The sequence below is a fragment of the Burkholderia pyrrocinia genome, from assembly GCF_003330765.1.
GTDB classification, from domain to species: domain Bacteria; phylum Pseudomonadota; class Gammaproteobacteria; order Burkholderiales; family Burkholderiaceae; genus Burkholderia; species Burkholderia pyrrocinia_B.
Genome location: NZ_CP024902.1, coordinates 23,916 through 41,352, shown reverse-complemented (window position 1 = coordinate 41,352; position 17,437 = coordinate 23,916). Strand labels below are relative to the sequence as shown.

The 17,437-nt window shown below is 61.5% G+C and carries 13 protein-coding genes, 3 tRNA genes, 1 rRNA gene and 1 pseudogene; 14 read left to right on the top strand and 4 right to left on the bottom strand.

Annotated features, from left to right (window positions below; translation table 11 throughout):
- Positions 1-252 precede the first annotated feature (252 nt).
- Both CUJ89_RS00185 and CUJ89_RS00180 read left to right on the top strand, forming a co-directional pair.
- A complete protein-coding gene (locus CUJ89_RS00185; RefSeq protein WP_114175300.1) occupies positions 253-729 on the top strand; it encodes a carboxymuconolactone decarboxylase family protein in 477 nt (158 codons plus the stop codon).
- Positions 729-1,610 (top strand): sigma-70 family RNA polymerase sigma factor, encoded by an 882-nt coding sequence (locus tag CUJ89_RS00180; protein WP_114175298.1) that lies wholly within the window; start codon positions 729-731, stop codon positions 1,608-1,610. Before CUJ89_RS00185 ends, CUJ89_RS00180 begins: the two co-directional genes overlap by 1 nt.
- A 105-nt stretch (positions 1,611-1,715) precedes the next feature.
- Here the strand turns inward: CUJ89_RS00180 and CUJ89_RS00175 are convergent, their stop codons facing one another.
- Together CUJ89_RS00175 and CUJ89_RS00170 are read right to left on the bottom strand one after the other, a co-directional pair.
- Positions 1,716-2,231: a DUF2628 domain-containing protein gene (locus tag CUJ89_RS00175; protein WP_114175296.1), complete on the bottom strand. Its 516-nt coding sequence runs from the start codon at positions 2,229-2,231 to the stop codon at positions 1,716-1,718.
- 348 nt (positions 2,232-2,579) lie between these two features.
- Positions 2,580-2,656, bottom strand: a tRNA-Val gene (locus CUJ89_RS00170).
- Between the two features lie 562 nt (positions 2,657-3,218).
- Between CUJ89_RS00170 and CUJ89_RS00165 the strand changes: the two genes are divergently transcribed.
- The 7 genes and pseudogenes from CUJ89_RS00165 to CUJ89_RS00135 all read left to right on the top strand — a co-directional run.
- Complete coding sequence (locus tag CUJ89_RS00165) at positions 3,219-3,659, top strand: hypothetical protein (protein WP_114178428.1); 441 nt, start codon at positions 3,219-3,221, stop codon at positions 3,657-3,659.
- Positions 3,660-3,677: 18 nt separating this feature from the next.
- Positions 3,678-3,935 carry an Imm74 family immunity protein gene (locus CUJ89_RS00160; protein WP_114175294.1) on the top strand — a complete coding sequence of 86 codons (258 nt, stop codon included), beginning with the start codon at positions 3,678-3,680 and terminating at the stop codon, positions 3,933-3,935.
- Between the two features lie 123 nt (positions 3,936-4,058).
- Positions 4,059-4,733: a hypothetical protein gene (locus CUJ89_RS00155; protein WP_114175292.1), complete on the top strand. Its 675-nt coding sequence runs from the start codon at positions 4,059-4,061 to the stop codon at positions 4,731-4,733.
- Positions 4,734-4,911: 178 nt separating this feature from the next.
- A complete protein-coding gene (locus tag CUJ89_RS00150; RefSeq protein ID WP_114175290.1) occupies positions 4,912-7,686 on the top strand; it encodes a type VI secretion system Vgr family protein in 2,775 nt (924 codons plus the stop codon).
- A gap of 2 nt (positions 7,687-7,688) precedes the next feature.
- A complete protein-coding gene (locus CUJ89_RS00145; protein ID WP_114178427.1) occupies positions 7,689-9,266 on the top strand; it encodes a hypothetical protein in 1,578 nt (525 codons plus the stop codon).
- Positions 9,263-10,339, top strand: coding sequence for an Imm72 family immunity protein (locus tag CUJ89_RS00140; RefSeq protein WP_114175288.1), 1,077 nt, complete (start codon positions 9,263-9,265; stop codon positions 10,337-10,339). Before CUJ89_RS00145 ends, CUJ89_RS00140 begins: the two co-directional genes overlap by 4 nt.
- Positions 10,340-10,468: 129 nt before the next feature.
- Positions 10,469-11,350, top strand: a pseudogene (locus tag CUJ89_RS00135) (Imm72 family immunity protein); the annotation flags it as partial.
- A gap of 781 nt (positions 11,351-12,131) precedes the next feature.
- On the opposite strand, the gene CUJ89_RS00130 reads toward CUJ89_RS00135, so the two are convergent.
- Both CUJ89_RS00130 and CUJ89_RS00125 read right to left on the bottom strand, forming a co-directional pair.
- The gene (locus CUJ89_RS00130) at positions 12,132-12,890 is read right to left on the bottom strand and encodes an anti-sigma factor family protein (protein ID WP_114175284.1); all 759 of its coding nucleotides are present in this window, start codon (positions 12,888-12,890) and stop codon (positions 12,132-12,134) included.
- Positions 12,887-13,408: a sigma-70 family RNA polymerase sigma factor gene (locus tag CUJ89_RS00125; RefSeq protein ID WP_114175282.1), complete on the bottom strand. Its 522-nt coding sequence runs from the start codon at positions 13,406-13,408 to the stop codon at positions 12,887-12,889. Before CUJ89_RS00125 ends, CUJ89_RS00130 begins: the two co-directional genes overlap by 4 nt.
- A gap of 157 nt (positions 13,409-13,565) precedes the next feature.
- Between CUJ89_RS00125 and CUJ89_RS00120 the strand changes: the two genes are divergently transcribed.
- The 5 genes from CUJ89_RS00120 to CUJ89_RS00095 all read left to right on the top strand — a co-directional run bounded on the left by CUJ89_RS00120 (position 13,566) and on the right by CUJ89_RS00095 (position 17,425).
- Entirely contained in the window at positions 13,566-14,657 is a 1,092-nt protein-coding gene (locus CUJ89_RS00120) for a catalase family peroxidase (protein WP_114175280.1), read from the top strand.
- The gene (locus CUJ89_RS00115; RefSeq protein WP_114175278.1) at positions 14,657-15,187 is read left to right on the top strand and encodes a cytochrome b; all 531 of its coding nucleotides are present in this window, start codon (positions 14,657-14,659) and stop codon (positions 15,185-15,187) included. The genes CUJ89_RS00120 and CUJ89_RS00115 overlap by 1 nt, the downstream gene beginning before the upstream one ends.
- Positions 15,188-15,587: 400 nt before the next feature.
- Positions 15,588-17,120 (top strand): 16S ribosomal RNA (locus CUJ89_RS00105).
- A 62-nt stretch (positions 17,121-17,182) separates the two neighbouring features.
- A tRNA-Ile gene (locus CUJ89_RS00100) sits at positions 17,183-17,259 on the top strand.
- A 90-nt stretch (positions 17,260-17,349) separates the two neighbouring features.
- Positions 17,350-17,425: transfer RNA gene (locus CUJ89_RS00095), tRNA-Ala, on the top strand.
- The last annotated feature ends 12 nt before the right edge of the window (positions 17,426-17,437 follow it).

Sequence of the window (17,437 nt, the reverse complement as noted above, 5' to 3'; positions counted from 1 at the left end):
CACGCGCTTGCCGGCGTGCGCGGCTACTGACGGCCCATGACACCCGCGCGGCGATCGTGACGGCCGGGTGACGCACGGGTTCTCGTCTGACAAACGCCGTCGTGTGCCGTCATCGACGCGGCGCTGAGCCGCCCCACCCTTCACTCACCATCCTCGCCCACGCGTGCTTCGAAATATTTTTTGCGCCGATGTCACACGCACGGGGGGCTCGCTCGTCATATCACCGGAACCCACACGAAAGGAGAATGAACCATGACTGCGAAACTCAATCCGTTTGCCGCCGCTCCCGCGCTGATGAAGGACTGGATGACCGTGTCGGTCGCCGCTGCGAAGAGCCTCGAGCCGACGCTGATCGAGCTGGTCAAGATCCGCGCATCGCAGATCAACGCGTGTGCGAACTGCATTAACATGCACACCGTCGAAGCGCGCGAGCAAGGCGAGACCGAGCAGCGCATCTACCTGCTCGCCGCGTGGCGCGAAGCGCCCTGCTACACCGACCGCGAACGCGCGGCGCTCGGCTGGACCGAGGCGCTCACGCGGCTGTCGGAAGGCCAGGCAACGCACGAAGCGGCCTATGCGGCGCTGAACGACCACTTCAGTCAGGAGGAACAGGTGAAACTCACGCTGATGATCAACGTGATCAACGGCTGGAACCGGCTTGCTGTCGGCTTCGGGCTGTGGATCGACCCGGCCGAGGCGAAGGCCTCCGCCGCGAAGATGGTCGCCTGATGACGCGCCTCGATCCGGCCAAGGGTAGCGCCGAACAACGGGCCGACGCGGCAGCGAGCTTCGACCCGCTGCGCCGCACGCTGATCCGCGTCGCGTACCGGATGCTCGGTTCCGTCGCGGATGCCGAGGACATGGTGCAGGAGGCCTTCATCCGCTGGATGGACGTCGACCGCACCGAGGTGCGCGTGCCCGAGGCGTTCCTGCGCCGTATGGTGATGCGCATGTGCCTCGACCAGCTGAAGTCCGCGCGGCACCAGCGCGAGACCTATATCGGCCCGTGGCTGCCCGAGCCGGTCGTCGAGGAAGATGAACAGGAGGACGTCACGTTGCCGCTGATGCTCGCGCTCGAACGGCTCTCGCCGCTCGAACGCGCGGCATTCCTGCTGCATGACGTGTTCGGCCTCGAGTTCGACGAAGTGGCCAGGACCATCCAGCGCGACCCGGCCGCATGCCGGCAGCTCGCCGCGCGGGCCCGCACGCATGTGCGCGAAGCGCGGCCGCGTTTTCATGTCGAGAAGCAGCGCGGGATCGAGCTGGCCGAGGCGTTCTTCGCCGCGTCACGCAGCGGCGACATGCGCGCGCTCGGCGCGATGCTCGCCGAGGACGTGAGCCTGCATTCGGACGGCGGCGGCAAGCGCACGGCCGCCGGCAAGCCGGTATTCGGCTTCGAGCGCGTGATGAAGGTGCACGAATACCTGGCCGAGCTGTTCGCCACGCATGCGTCGAAGCTCGTGCGGGCCGGGTTCGTCAACGGTCTGCCGGGTTTCGTCACGCTGGAATCCGACGGCGAGCTGCAGACGACCGCACTCGAGATCGAGGACGGGAAGATCGTCGCGATCTATGTCGTGCGGAATCCTGACAAGTTGAAGCATCTGCATTGAGTGGCAGGATCGTGCGCTGCGTGCCGTGCGGATGCACGGCGGCGGCGCCCCCGCCCGCTTGTCTCAGTCTTTCCGCCCTGCTTTTCCGGTCGCCGGTTGCCGCGATCAATACGTCGCGCCCACGAGGTTGCGGATCATGATCATCAGGAAACCGAGCAGCGGCGTCGCGACCGCGAAACCGGCCGCCGCGAGCCAGTTCGTGCCACCTTGCGCTTCCAGCAGCGCGAGAAACGATTCGCCGGACATCGCGTTCGGGCGCAGCTTTTCGATCCTGCGTTCGACGTACGTCTTGTAGATGCCGTTCCCATACCAGCCGAGCGAGACCGCGATCGCAATCGTGACCGGGTCGAGCGTGCTCGATTCGAAGTATTTCGGGAAGTACAGCAACTCGACCAACGTGATCGCGAGCGTCGCGCCAAGAACGGCGGCCGCCTGCCAGTACATGCATCGATACGCCATCCAGACCGGGCCCAGGAAGCAGGCCGCCCAGTTCCAGGACTGCCGGCTCTTGCGCGATTCGGCGATCGCCCATTTCTTCTCGAACCAGGCGGCTTTCTTGCCGACGTAAGCGGCGATTTCGTCGTTGCTCGCTGACGCTGTGGTGGTCGTGACCTCGGACATGGCCGTTTGCTCTCAGTCGCGCGAATCGCGCGTCGTCGTTTTGATGCGGTTCTGCTGCGGAGGGAATCGTGCGGCGTGCAGAGCATGCCGCTTCGACTGGCACACGATTCTACTCGCCGTGCAGTGACCGTTGTACGTTGTACGTTGTACGTTTTATCGCGAGCGGAAGAATCGGTGACGATACCGTGCCGTGGATCGCGCAACGCATCGGGGCACATGCACTGCTTCGCGCTGTTTCGGCCGGAAAAAGAAAAACGCCACGCGAGGTTGCCGCGTGGCGTTTGTATGTTTGGCGAGCCGCATTGCCTGTAGGCAATTTGTGCTGCCGGACCCCTTCATTTTGTTCGTTGGTAGGCTCGATTGGATTCGAACCAACGACCCCCACCATGTCAAGGTGGTGCTCTAACCAACTGAGCTACGAGCCTAAGAAGCCGCGAATTATAGAGAGGGTTTTTGCGGAGCACAAGCCCCTCTGTGAAAATTTTTTGACTCGACAGTCGCGCATGCGGGTGGTGGTCTCGTTGGCTGCTGCGTGTGTGCGATGTGGGGCATCACAGCGAAACGCGTCGGCGTCGCGATGTTATCCACATTCCCCTCTGGATAACCATCCGGCAAGCCTCTGGATTCACAGTGGATCGATTGAGGATATGTCGCCGCGGCTGTGAATCGGCGAAAAGTTGTTCTGTGCTCCACGGAGCTGTGCACGCAAGTCGCCCAGGGTTATGCATCCTGCTTCGCGTTGAAAATTCAGGGGGTTAGGGAGGTTATCCACTGTGAGGCACAGGGCTTGTTAACTGTTACTACGTATGTATACGAACCCTGTTAACACCTTTGGATAAGCACAGTCATGCGACTGTGATTCGCGCAGGATATGCACTGCATGCGGCGAGCAGACGAACGAAGCGCCAGGCTGTGACGCGTGTGGACGAGGAGCGAACCGCCGTATCTGTAGAATCGCCGGCATTCAGGATGCGAAGGCTCGCCGACATGGCACTTGCGATTCGGGTTGATTGGCAAAGCGGTGCGGTTCATGCGGACCGTGCTCGCATCGAGATCGGAAGCGACGGGCAGTTGGGTGAGGGCATTCGTCGCTTGTGCTCACCGGTGCAGCCGTTGAAAAGCGGGGCAAGGCGTTGTCGCATGTTGCAGAAAATCACCTTTGGCGGTCATCCGGCTGAATGCATGATCGACGTGGCCGGAGGGCGGCTGGCGAGCGTGACGATCCTGTTCGAGACGATCCGCTTCCTCGACACGAGCATTACCGAGTCGAAGATCGTGCGGTCAATTGCGAAGTCATCGGGATTGACGGTGGTGAGCGAGCATCCCGCTGTGGCCCGGCTCGAACCATGTGCCTGGGGAATCGCCGAGTTTCGCTACGATCCACGGCAAGGGGATTTGAGTTTCGAGGCGCAGTTCCGTGACGACTGAATCACGCGAGGCAAAGCGATGACGTACAAGGTACTCACGGTGTCGCGCGGTGCGATCGTGCTGTGCGACGGCAAGTACACGGTCCGGGTGCTTGGCGAAGCGTTGCTGCCGGTCGTGGACAACGGTCCTGCATTCGTTGCCTACATCGATTCATTGAAGTACGTGGAGCCGATACACGATGGCGAGACGATCGATGCCGTCACGCGGCAGGCCGTGATTTCGGCGATTACTGCGCATTTCTCGTCGCAACAGACGACAGTCGACTTTGAATCCTGAGCCAGCGACGATGAAAACCGACGCGATGAAACGGAAGAAAGAGCAGGGCGATGCGAGCTGCGCTCGCGACGGAAGCTGGTGATGGGGCCGATCGTTTGCCATCGACACGGATACGATCGCGCGATGACAACGTCGACGGGCATTGCCGCGCGCGTCCGGACACGCGGGCAGTTCGCTCCCGGGGAACTCGTGAAGGTCTCGCTCGATCGGCCGAAATACAGCCGGGAAATGTGGATGCTGCGCGCCGAACTTGACGAGCACGAGGTCGAGGCGACCTTTTTCGATAACGTCGCGCATGTGAACGAGTTTCCGAAGATTGCGGCGCTGGAGCGTTTGCGCGCGTATGTGTGTTCGACATGCGTGGACGAACTGCTCGTGCGCTCCGGCGAGGCGCCATATAAACCGACGACGAAGGAGCAGGCGTTCGACACCTCCGTTGTCGCGGCGAATGCGAAATGGCCTTCCAATCACGCGCGATGCGAGCTTCACGGGTTGATCCTGCCGACACGCACGTCACCGGATATCGAAGCAGCGATCCTGTCGATCGACGTGATTCGCAATTGTCATGTCGTGCAGGTGATCGATCACACGAAGAAGCACGAACCGAAGTACTGGTTCAGCGAAGCGTTTCTGCGCAAGGTGCTTGGACCCGATGTCGCGATTGAGGGATCAGTGCTCAGGGTCGATGACGAGGCGGCATTCCAGAGGCTGTGGAATGCGGGCGAACTGGTTTGTCGAACCTGCCTGCGCGATGTGTTGAAGCGCAGCGGCTTGATAGATGACGACATGCACGCTTGAACGGAGCGATACGACGGCGTCCGACCGATTCGCATGACGGATCGCGCGGCACGTGATTTGGCCATGTCCTTGTTCCTGGTCGGACGATTGATCTTAGTGCCCTGATTAAACGGTAGAATCTCGCGCGACTGAGTCACAGACACCATCCGAGGGTGCTGAAATAAAAAAGGGCTGCATCATGAACATGCCGGACGTTGGCGCCGCGCTTCGCGGTGGTTTGCTTCAGCAGGATCGTTTGCTCAAGTTGGATACTCCGCTGGGAGCCAACGCACTCGCCGTACAGCGCGCGGTTGGCCGATCGCGGATCGGACGAGATTATTCGTTCACGCTCGACGTCATAGCCGGTAATGCCGGCCTTGAGCTCAAGAAGCTGATCGCTCAACCGGCAACGCTATGGATTCAGCAGGCGAACAATGCCTATCGGCCCGTCAGCGGCTACATCTACACCGCGCGCCGGCTTGGCGCGAATGGCGGGGTAACGACCTATCAGCTCGAACTGCACGCGTGGATGCATGTGCTGCGGTTCCGTCGTGACGAGAAAATCTGGATCGACAAGAACGCAGAGGAAATTATTTCCGATGTGCTCGACATGCATCCGGAAGCGCGCGGACGGTTCCGGTTTGCGTTGTCGCAGCCATTGGAGAACCGGTCGTATACACGGCAAAGCGACACCGACTGGAACTTCGTGCACCGGCTGATGGAGGACGAGGGGCTGTACGGCACGTGGCAGCAGGCTGACGACGGCAAGTCGCATACGCTCGTGATCACCGACAACCTGCAGGCGTTCGCGCCGCTGTCGCCGGAGGCCGTGCGTTTCTATAGCGGCGGCGTGGGCAGCGAGGCCAACGCATTCACGCAATGGTCGGGCACGCGCACACTGCAGAGCGTCACGCTCACGACGCGCACGTTCGACTACAAGAATCCTGCGCAGTCGGCGAACCCGAAGGGCACGTCGCTGCCGACGATGGGTGGCCAGGGCGAGTTGCCCGACCAGCTCGAAGTCTACGAGTACACGGGTGCATACACGTATCTGGACCAGACGCGCGGCGACCACCTGACGAAGGTCAGGATGGAGGAATGGGAGTCGCAGGCAAAGCGCTTCCATGGCGCGGGCGGTGTGCGCGCGATCGACGCCGGCCGGCGCTTCACGCTGGCCGACCATCCCGAGCATGATCGCGATCCCGCCGATCAGCGCGAGTTTGCCGCGACCGAGGTGGCGTGGTGGATCGAGAACAACCTGCCCGTACCGGGCACCGACTCGGATTTCCCGCATAGCCTGGGGCGCGCGCTGCATCAGGTGCGCGCGCGATATGAAAACACGCCCGGCCTTCACGTATCGCACGGCGACGGTTCGGTCGGCTTCTATCTCGTCGAAGTCGACGCGCAGCGCGCGAGCGTGCCGTATCGCAGCCCGTTCGAGCATCGCAAGCCGGAAATGCACCTCGAGACGGCGATCGTCGTCGGGCCGCAGGGCGAGGAAGTCTATACCGATGCGCTGAACCGGATCCGCGTGCAGTTCGTGTGGGACCGCCTGAACCCGGGCAACGAGAACGCATCGTGCTGGGTGCGCGTCGTGCAGTCGGATAGCGGTGGCGGCTACGGTGGCGTGCATGTACCGCGCATCGGCGAGGAGGTGCTGATCGACTACGTCGGCGGCGACTGCGATCGGCCGCTTGCGGTCGGGCGCGTGTACAACGGCGCGAACCAGCCGCAGTGGCATACCGACGGGATCCTGTCCGGATATCGATCGAAAGAGTATTCAGGCAGCGGCTACAACCAGCTCGTGATGGACGACGCGACCGGGCAAAACCGCGTGCAACTGATGAGCAGCAGCGCGAACAGCCTGCTGCATCTCGGCTACATCATCGACCAGAGTGGCAATTCGCGCGGGCAGTATCTCGGCAGCGGGTTCGACCTGCGTTCGGATGCGTACGGCGCGGTGCGGGCGAGCCAGGGCCTTTACGTGACGACGCACCCGAAGGCGCCGAACAGCCAGCCGCTCGACGTGAAGGAGGCGCAGCAGCAGCTCGTGACGTCGGAAAGCCTCGTCGAGGCGCTGTCGGGCGTGAGTGAACAGCATCAGGCGGAAAGCCTGAAGGACGCGCAGGACACGATGCGTGCGTTTACCGACGCGACGCAAAACAGCGCATCGGGCAGTACGGCCGGCGGGCGCACGGCGGGCGGCGGGACAGGCAGCGCGAACGCGTTCAAGGAACCGGTGATGCTGTTCGGCAGCCCGTCGGGGATCGGGATGTCGACGCAGCAGTCGATGCACGTGGTCGCGAAGGACCACGTGAACGTCGCGAGCGGGCAAAGCGTGCACGTCGCGGCGGGCAAGTCGCTGCTGGCGAGCATCGGGCAGAAGCTGAGCCTGTTCGCGCAGAACGCGGGGATGAAGCTGTTCGCGGGCAAGGGCAAGGTCGAGATTCAGGCGCAGTCGGACAACATCGAGGTGACCGCGCAGAAGGCAGTGAAGATCGTGTCGGCGACGGACCGGATCGAGATCGCGGCCGACCAGGGAATCCTGCTGACGAGCGGCGGCGCGTACATCCGGATCAAGGATGGCAATGTCGAGGTTCATGCGCCCGGAAAGGTCGACATCAAAGGCGCGTCGCATACGTTCGCGGGGCCGGCGAGCATGACCTATCCGTTGCCGGCGTTGCCGACTTCCACGCATGCGGCGGCACTGCAATACCAGTATCACGACAACGAGCCGGTGCAGGGCGCGAAGTACGTTGCGACGCTGTCCGATGGCGCCACGCGCGAAGGCGTGCTGGATTCGCAGGGCCGGATGCATCTGGAGAACGTGCCGGCCGGCGCGATCAAGGTCGAACTCGGGCCGGACGCGCGCGCGTATGCGCGCAAGGATACGACCGCCAATCCCGACTACAAGGGAGAGCGCCTTTCCGATGCCGACATCGATTCAATCATCAACAAGCACGGGGGAGCGTGAGCGTGAGCTTGACGATAGAGGATTTCAAGGCAACGTCGCTGGAAGTCGGGCAATGGTGCTGGGGAACGCTGGAAGGCGCATTCAATGAAAAACAGACCATCAGCCAGATCATCGTCGATGCCGCGATCGGCATGATTCCGCTCGTGGGTGACGCAACCGCCGTTCGCGACCTGCTGGCCGTCAGCATCGGCATGAGCCAGGATCCGGTCAAGCGCGACGACAAGGTGCAGCGCGTACTGCTGGTCGTGCTCATCTTCGCGCTGATCCCGGTCGTGGGCGGCGTCATCAAGGGGCTCGGGCGTCTACTGCTGAAGGTCACCGGAGATGTCGCGAAGGATGCCGAACTGCTCAAGGCGGTCGTGCAATTCCTGAACCGGATGGGGCACGGCGACGCGCCGAAGTGGTTGAAGGCGCTGGACCTGGGCAAGTACCAGGCGCTGGTCCTGACGAAGCTGAAGGATTTTTGCGCGGGCATGCGCGTCACCATTCAGCGCTCACTCGAATCGCGCGTCGGTCGAGTGCTGCCGGACAAATGGCGGGCAGCACTCGAACGCGTCAGCAGCGGTTTTCACGCGATTCAGGACATGGCCGACAAGATCGTGCCGGACGCGATCAAGGAGCTTAACGCGAAGCTCAAGGTGTTGCAGAACATGGTCTATCGCGGTGAGGTGCATGAAATCGCGACGGGCGGCGCACCGAAGCTCAAGCGCGAGGCCGAGGCATATCTGCAGGAGCGCAAGTTTGCCCGCGATATTCGTCGGGGTCGTTTTCCGTCGGAGGAGTGCCTGGCTGACAAACGTGGCGAGGCGCGGCTCAAGGCGAAATACGGCGAGAAAATTGCCAAGGGTTGGCCGAACATCGTCGACAGGAAAGGCAAGATGCCCCTGTTTGGCGATAAGGATGTGTTTCTCGACATCGCGTCGTTCAGCGGGCCGATCAAGGCGCTGACTGCGAAGGAACTCGCTGGCAAGAAGGTGTATCGCGTGTTCGGTAACCCGTCTGAACTGGCGACGTGGGCGGGCGGCAGTTCGGCGGGCGGCAGAAATCCCGCGTTCTGGGGCGTCGGCGAGCCACCGAAGACCGCCGAGGAGTGGCGCAGGTTCTCCGCGGTGCTGGATGCCTGGAACGGCAACGGGTTCATCGTCATCATGCAGTTGCCGCACGATTTCGGCGAACGGATGCCGACGGCCAATGCGTGGGCTGGAAAGATTGCCGAACAGTACGGCACGGCGACGCCCGTGCAGTATCTCGAAGGCGGCGCTGATCAACTGGTTGTCGACTTCGGCAAACTGTCGGAGTTTGTGACTGAAGAAGGAAACAAGATCAAGAAGCAATTCGAGAATTTCACCGGGCACGCGAATCTGCACGTCGAGCGAGAGTTCAACGGCGTCAAGATCGAGTTCCACAAGACGAACTGGGAGAATGTCGAGAAGGTCTACGGCTACAGCAAGTACGAGGACGACATCCACTACGCGACGAAGACACGCCGGCTGGCGGGTGACGAAATCCAGACCAAGGCGGCCAACAGCAAAGTGACCGCAGCGACTCGATCGGCAGCGAACAACCAAGGTCAGAGATGACGGATACGATCAAGCAATACGACATGACGGATGATGCGACGCGACGCAGGATTTTCTGGCTGCTTCAACGCCTGACCAGTTTTTCGCTCTGGAAGCGCAAGCGCGATGCGTTTGCACTCTTCGCGAACGAATACGAGAGCGCGGTGAAGACCTGGTCTGAAGATGATCCGGAGAGGATGCCGGCAGACAATTTGCCGACCGTCTTCGAGATTCTCTCCGCTTACGATCGAGGGTTGACCGAGTTGGCCCGAGGGTACCGGTTCGTCTGGCAGCGCGGTGAGCCGCTGCAATACGCGATCGATCGGTACAACCATTTGAACGCGTATTTCTTCCCTCATTACGACTACTGGGACCGCGGTGCGCAGGCTGCCCCCTATCCGCCGAAGGTCGACGCGTTGGCCCAACTGCTGCATGCATCGGAATACCAGGTGGAGTATGCGCCGTTCGAGCCGCCACCTTTGGAAGACTATCTCGCACAACTGAGCTCGATAGATTTGCTGCTGTCCCCGGATGCGTATGAGCACAGCTTCTACACACTTCCGTATCCGGCGTTTCCGGTGGATTTACCCGAGGTTCCGGAACCAGTCGGCCCGGTGATCAAGTCAGGCGAGAAGGTGCCTTGCGACGGCATCTGGGAACCCGTTGCCGTCGAGCAATCGAAGTTGCTGGGTGTCGTACCGGTCGGCAATCGCAGTCTGCGCAGCAACGGCTGCTTCAATTATTTCATTCGGGGCATCCGCGCACCGAACCTCAGCGATGACGACACGGGAGCGCTCGTCAAGACGCACTGGCGACTGTTGTGGGAAGACAAGCGATATGCGGACGGCATCATCCCCGACGAATCGCAGTATTTCCTCGAGCCGCCGCAAGCGCCGCAGCTGGACCGCGAAAACGTCGCACAGGTCCGCACCGGCGATATCTGCCCGGTTACCGGCGAATGGCAGACGGACGAATACGGCGGCAAGACACTGCGTGTCGAAGCCGGTGCGGCGATGCCGGACATGCTCGTCAGGGACAATCTCGGCGAGCTCAAGGTGCACTGGGTGACGTGGTGCCTGGTGAAGCGTTCGTAGTGCGGGCGGGTGATGGGGATGCGTGGGCCGGGAAGCTTGCCGAGCAGTACGGCTCAAGGACACCCGTGCAGAATCTCGAAGCAAAGTGACCGCAGCGACACGATCGGCGGCGAATGACGAAGTTCAGCGATGACGGACACGATCAAGCTGTACGACATGACGGACGACGCAACGCGGCGCAGGATTTTCTGGCTGCTTCAACGCCTGACCAGTTTTTCGCTCTGGAAGCGCAAGCGCGATGCGTTTGCGCGATTCGCGAACGAATACGAGAACGCGGTGAAGACCTGGCCTGAAGACGATCCGGAGCGCGTGGTGGCAGACCATCTGCCAACCATCTTTGAAGTTCTCTCCGCTTATGACCGAGGATTGTCCGAGCTGGCCCGAGGGCATCGGTTCGTCTGGCAGACCGGCGAGCCGCTGGAATACGCAGTCGACCGGTATAACTATTTGAACGCGTATTTCTTCCCCCATTACAACTACTGGGAGCGTGGTGCGCAGATTGCCCCCTATCCGCCGAAGGTCGACGCGCTGGCCCAACTGCTGCACGCATCGCAATACCAGATGGAGCATGCGCCGCTCGAGCCGTCGAGTTTGAATAACGATCTGGCACAACTGCGCTCGGAGGGGCTGCTGCTGTCTCTGGATGCATACGAGTACACCTTCTACACGCTTCCTTATCCTGTGTTTCCGGAAGACCTGCCCGAGGTTCCGGAGCCAGTCGGCCCGGTGATCAAGTCCGGCGACAAGGTGCCGTGCGACGGCATCTGGGAACCCGTTGCCGTCGAGCAATCGAAGTGGCTGGGCATTGTGCCGGTCGGCGAACGCAGTCTGCGCGGTAGTGGCTGCTTCAATTACCTCATTCGGGACATCCGCGCGCCGAACCTCAACGACGATGACACGGATGCGGTCGTCAAGACACACTGGCGACTGTTGTGGGAAGACAAGCGTTATACGGACGGCGTCGTTCCCGACGAATCGCAGTATTTCCTGGAGCCGCTGCAAGTGCCGCAGACGAGCCTGAACCCGTGATGTCCGGAGAAAAGTCCTCAATACCGCGACGCTGCTCGGCCTGAAAGCCGCCTACGAGGAATTTGCGACGACCGGGCAGGATCTGCACAACTTCGAGATCTGGACCGAATGCGTAAGCACACGAGTGGGCGGAGGGCAGCCGGCTCTACGACGTGGGCGCTTGTGGAATGTGCATCGCGTTTCGTGCACTTGTCGGCGGGAACGTGTGGACAACTCGCACGCCCAACCAGTCGAATCGCTGTGCATCGAACAGGTGAGCACCTTGCATTCGACCACACGAGTCAGCCCGAATGTCTTGTCTGGTAGGGCTTTGCCGGAATAGAGCAGATGGTGCGGATAGTTTTCGCGCGATCCGTCGTGATTGAATGCCTTGTGGATATCGAGAAGTCAAAACACTCGAAGACCTGTGCATTCAACGGATGAGGGCAATCGAATTCCGGGCAGGTGTTCGCGTTATCTCACGGGTTGTGGATATCGCACGCCAAAACAACCCGAAACGCTGTGCAGGCCGAAGGTGAGCGAGCCGACCGATGACCGCGCGCGGTGTCGCCATGATCGATGTGGATATCCTGTTCCGCGGCGACTCTAAACCCTGTGATTTTAAAGGTGAGGGCGCCGGCAGTGCTCCGATGTGGACAACAGCCCAGGAAAGCAAGTCGAAACGCTGTGCATTAGAGCGGTGAGCGTGAGCACATTCAAGCCGGCCAAGGCGCGCCGCAAAAGGCGCTGGCAACCACCACCGGCCGCGCGCGCATCCTACCCCTCAAGTCTGCTGATCCAGCGCTTGTACGACCGCTTTCTCCCCAAGGCTCCCGGCCGGCCCGACCACTGCATAGTTGAGCCCATTCACCGACCCATACCTTGCCAGCAGCGCACCATCGACGCGTTGCCCGGCCGGCAGCAGACGATGTTTCGATTCCGCCGGCCGGAGATAGAAGCTCAGCGTCCGCCCCGCATCGTCCTCATAGAGCACCATCGCAGCAGTAGCCCCGCTGTCCGTCGTGAACAACCGCCCACCGACCGGCCTGAACCCCGCCGCGCTCAAATCCGGCAGCTTCGCCGACGCCCCCACGCGCTTGGTGAGCCATCCCTGCAAATCGCCCGCACCCGTCGGCCGATAATCCACCTTCGCGGTTTGATCGACCACCATCATCTTGTAAGCCTCGACCGCATCGCTCATCGGCGCGATGGGCGGCGCCGCGTTCCACCCACGCGCTTGCCACCCACCCAACGTCCCCAGCCCGACGCAGAACACGAACGAAGCCGCCATCGCAAACCGCATCCGCGTGCGCTCCGCCCGTCGTGCCCGAATCGCAGCCGGATCGAGCGCAGGGTTGTCCGGAGGCATCCGCACGCTCTCCAGCGCCGCCCTTAACCGCTGCGCATCCTGCTGCCATTGCTTCACCTGTTCCGCACGCTCCGGATGCAGCGCGAGATACCGCTCGACCGCGGCACGCGCATCGTCGTCGAGCTGGCCGTCGACATAGGCCTGGAGATCATGTTCGTTCGGAGGCGTGTTCATTTTTTCATCAGTCGCAAAGAAGGCGCAGGAAGCTCGCCGTCGCTGAGCTGGCGCAGCGCCTGGCGCGCGCGGGAGAGCCTCGACATCACGGTGCCGATCGGCACGTCGAGCAAGTCGGCGACTTCCTGATAGGTGAAGCCCTCGACCGCGACGAGCAGCAGCAGGCTGCGCTGCTCGTCGGAGAGCTTGCCGAACGCTTCGAGCGTCGCGCGCGCCGCGAATTCGCGTTCGGCGGACGGCCAGTGCGCGTCATCGTCATCCCGGATGCGGCCGAGCAGCCACGCGTAGCGCTTCGCGCTGCGTTTGCCGTCGAGAAACTGCCGATACAGGATCGTGAAGAGCCAGCTGCGCAGCGACGCGTCGTCACGGCGGCTCGTCCAGCGCGACAGCGCGCGCTCGAGCGTCGCCTGGACGAGATCGTCGGCCGCGTGGACGTCGCGCGCCAGCCAGAGCGCGAAGCGTCGCAGCCTGGGGAGGAGTTCGCGCAACGCGTCGTCGTCGAGGGCGGTGGAGGGCATGGCCGGGCCGGTTGCCGAAAGGGTCGAGATGCCGCGTATGACGCCGGTCGGCACCGATTATTCCATCAAGCATAGGAAAAAATTTTTCGTGGAATAAAGCGGCGCGGGTGGCGTCCTACGCGGGTTCGACAATGATCTGACGATCGGGAGCACATTCATGGAGCGATCTTCTTCCTCTTCTTCGCCGCAGCGCGAGCCCGGGCGCGGGTGGTGGCGCTGGGCCGTGATCGGCGGCGCGGTGGCCGGCGTGGCCGTGGCATTCGGGTATGTCGGCGGGTGGCTCGCGCCGGCGCGGCTCACGCCAAACCGCCTCGTGAACGCGCTGCAGGCCAACAGCGGGCTGCACGCCGGATACCGGCGCAATCACGCGAAAGGCGTGTGCGTGACCGGTTACTTCGACGGAAACGGGGCCGCGAGCGCGTATTCGGTCGCGCCGTTCTTCAAGGCGGGGCGCACGCCGGTGGTCGGGCGGTTCGCGCTGCCGGGCGGGAATCCGTATGCGCCCGACAGCAGCGTGCCGATCCGCAGCCTCGCGCTGAAGCTCACCGCGCCCGACGGCGAGCAATGGCGGACCGGGATGAACGCGATGCCCGTGTTTCCGGTGGCGACGCCGCAGGCGTTCTACGCGCAGACGGTGGCGACCCGGCCCGATCCGAAGACGGGCAAGCCTGATCCGGCGAAGGTGAAGGCGTTTTTTGCCGCGCATCCGGAGGCGGGGGCGTTCCTGGCGTGGGTGAAAGGTGCGAAGCCGAGCGCGAGCTACGTCACCGAAAGTTATTACGGGTTGAATGCGTTTTACTTCGTCGACGCGAACGGCCGGCGGCAGGCGGTGCGGTGGCGGGTCGTGCCGGAGCAGACGGCCGGCGCCGGGGACGTCGCGACGGCTGCGGATCCGAACGTGTTGCAGCGGGACGTGACGCAGCGCATCGCGGCGGGTGCGCAGAAGTGGAAGCTGCTGGTCACGCTGGCGGCGCCCGACGATCCGGTGGACGACGCGACGAAGATCTGGCCCGCGCAGCGGACGACGATCGATGCGGGGACGCTCGTGCTCGATCGGGTGGAGCAGCAGGACAGCGGGCCGTGCCGGGATGTGAATTACGACCCGACGGTGCTGCCGCAGGGGATTCAGGTGTCGGGGGATCCGTTGCTGGCGGCCAGGTCGGCGGCTTATGCGGATTCGTATCTGCGACGGACCAGTGAAGAGGCTGGCGTGGCGGGGGCGGCGCGGTTGAGTGGGGAGGGACGGTGATGAAGGCTGCTACGACTTTTAGTTTGCCGGCGCGGGTGCTGCATTGGGTGATGGCCGCGATGATCGTCGCGATGCTGTTTATCGGAGTGGGGATGGTGGCTTCCGTCTCCGAGCGCCACGCGTTCCTGGTGGCGATTCATAAGCCGCTGGGTGTGGCCGTGCTGGTACTGGTTTGTGCGCGGATCGTGGTGCGGGTTTTGTCGACGCCGCCGGCGTTGCCGGAAGACCTGCCGTGGTGGCAGAAGGTTGCCGCGCATGGGTCGCATCTCGTGCTATATGCGCTGATGGTCGCGATGCCGCTGATCGGGTGGGCGATGCTTTCGGCGGGCGGGTATCCGGTGACGTTGGGTGGTGGCGTGCAGTTGCCGGCGATTGTGGCGGCTGATCCGGTGACGTTCGCGTGGCTCAGGGTCGCGCATCGGGTGTTCGCTTATCTGTTCTTCGCTACGTTCCTCGCGCACTTTGCGGCGGCGCTGTATCACGGGTTGATTCGGCGGGATGGGGTGGTGAGGGCGATGGTGGGGCGGTGAGCGACGGAAGGCTGCGTTCGCTGCGGCGGGACTGTTCATGGGCTATCGGCGTTCCTGCTGACCACTGGCTACAGCCCCGCTGATTCCCCGGCACCGTCTCTTGGAAAAATATTTCAAGAATTTTTCAAAAAGTGCTTGACGATGATGTCGGGGAAAACCATAATTCGGCCTCTCTTGATTGAGACGCGAAACAAACGAGACGTTTGAAACGCGATGTTCTTTAAAAATTAACAGCCGATAAGTGTGGGCGCTTGATGGAAGCGAGCTGATCTTCGGATCAGATAGCGAAAGTATCAAGAGTCTCACACTAAAGTAAGTCAGGTTCATGAAGCAATTCATGTTCCTGTCAGCTTTGAGTGAGCGACCGGTTCTTAACTGAACCGAAAACAGTAACAGGTTTAAACTGAAGAGTTTGATCCTGGCTCAGATTGAACGCTGGCGGCATGCCTTACACATGCAAGTCGAACGGCAGCACGGGTGCTTGCACCTGGTGGCGAGTGGCGAACGGGTGAGTAATACATCGGAACATGTCCTGTAGTGGGGGATAGCCCGGCGAAAGCCGGATTAATACCGCATACGATCTAGGGATGAAAGCGGGGGACCTTCGGGCCTCGCGCTATAGGGTTGGCCGATGGCTGATTAGCTAGTTGGTGGGGTAAAGGCCTACCAAGGCGACGATCAGTAGCTGGTCTGAGAGGACGACCAGCCACACTGGGACTGAGACACGGCCCAGACTCCTACGGGAGGCAGCAGTGGGGAATTTTGGACAATGGGCGAAAGCCTGATCCAGCAATGCCGCGTGTGTGAAGAAGGCCTTCGGGTTGTAAAGCACTTTTGTCCGGAAAGAAAACCTCTGCCCTAATACGGCGGGGGGATGACGGTACCGGAAGAATAAGCACCGGCTAACTACGTGCCAGCAGCCGCGGTAATACGTAGGGTGCGAGCGTTAATCGGAATTACTGGGCGTAAAGCGTGCGCAGGCGGTTTGTTAAGACCGATGTGAAATCCCCGGGCTCAACCTGGGAACTGCATTGGTGACTGGCAAGCTAGAGTATGGCAGAGGGGGGTAGAATTCCACGTGTAGCAGTGAAATGCGTAGAGATGTGGAGGAATACCGATGGCGAAGGCAGCCCCCTGGGCCAATACTGACGCTCATGCACGAAAGCGTGGGGAGCAAACAGGATTAGATACCCTGGTAGTCCACGCCCTAAACGATGTCAACTAGTTGTTGGGGATTCATTTCCTTAGTAACGTAGCTAACGCGTGAAGTTGACCGCCTGGGGAGTACGGTCGCAAGATTAAAACTCAAAGGAATTGACGGGGACCCGCACAAGCGGTGGATGATGTGGATTAATTCGATGCAACGCGAAAAACCTTACCTACCCTTGACATGGTCGGAATCCTGCTGAGAGGTGGGAGTGCTCGAAAGAGAACCGATACACAGGTGCTGCATGGCTGTCGTCAGCTCGTGTCGTGAGATGTTGGGTTAAGTCCCGCAACGAGCGCAACCCTTGTCCTTAGTTGCTACGCAAGAGCACTCTAAGGAGACTGCCGGTGACAAACCGGAGGAAGGTGGGGATGACGTCAAGTCCTCATGGCCCTTATGGGTAGGGCTTCACACGTCATACAATGGTCGGAACAGAGGGTTGCCAACCCGCGAGGGGGAGCTAATCCCAGAAAACCGATCGTAGTCCGGATCGCACTCTGCAACTCGAGTGCGTGAAGCTGGAATCGCTAGTAATCGCGGATCAGCATGCCGCGGTGAATACGTTCCCGGGTCTTGTACACACCGCCCGTCACACCATGGGAGTGGGTTTTACCAGAAGTGGCTAGTCTAACCGCAAGGAGGACGGTCACCACGGTAGGATTCATGACTGGGGTGAAGTCGTAACAAGGTAGCCGTATCGGAAGGTGCGGCTGGATCACCTCCTTTCTAGAGCTATCTCGCGAAGTTGAGCGCTCACGCTTATCGGCTGTAAATTAGGACAGACTCAGGGGTCTGTAGCTCAGTTGGTTAGAGCACCGTCTTGATAAGGCGGGGGTCGTTGGTTCGAATCCAACCAGACCCACCAATTGTCTGACGTGTCGGTGATCGTTAGCGCTTTAGCGCTTACGAGTACCCCATGCCAACAGGCTATACACCTGAGGAAGTCTCTGTACATGGGGGCATAGCTCAGCTGGGAGAGCACCTGCTTTGCAAGCAGGGGGTCGTCGGTTCGATCCCGTCTGCCTCCACCAATCACCAACGCT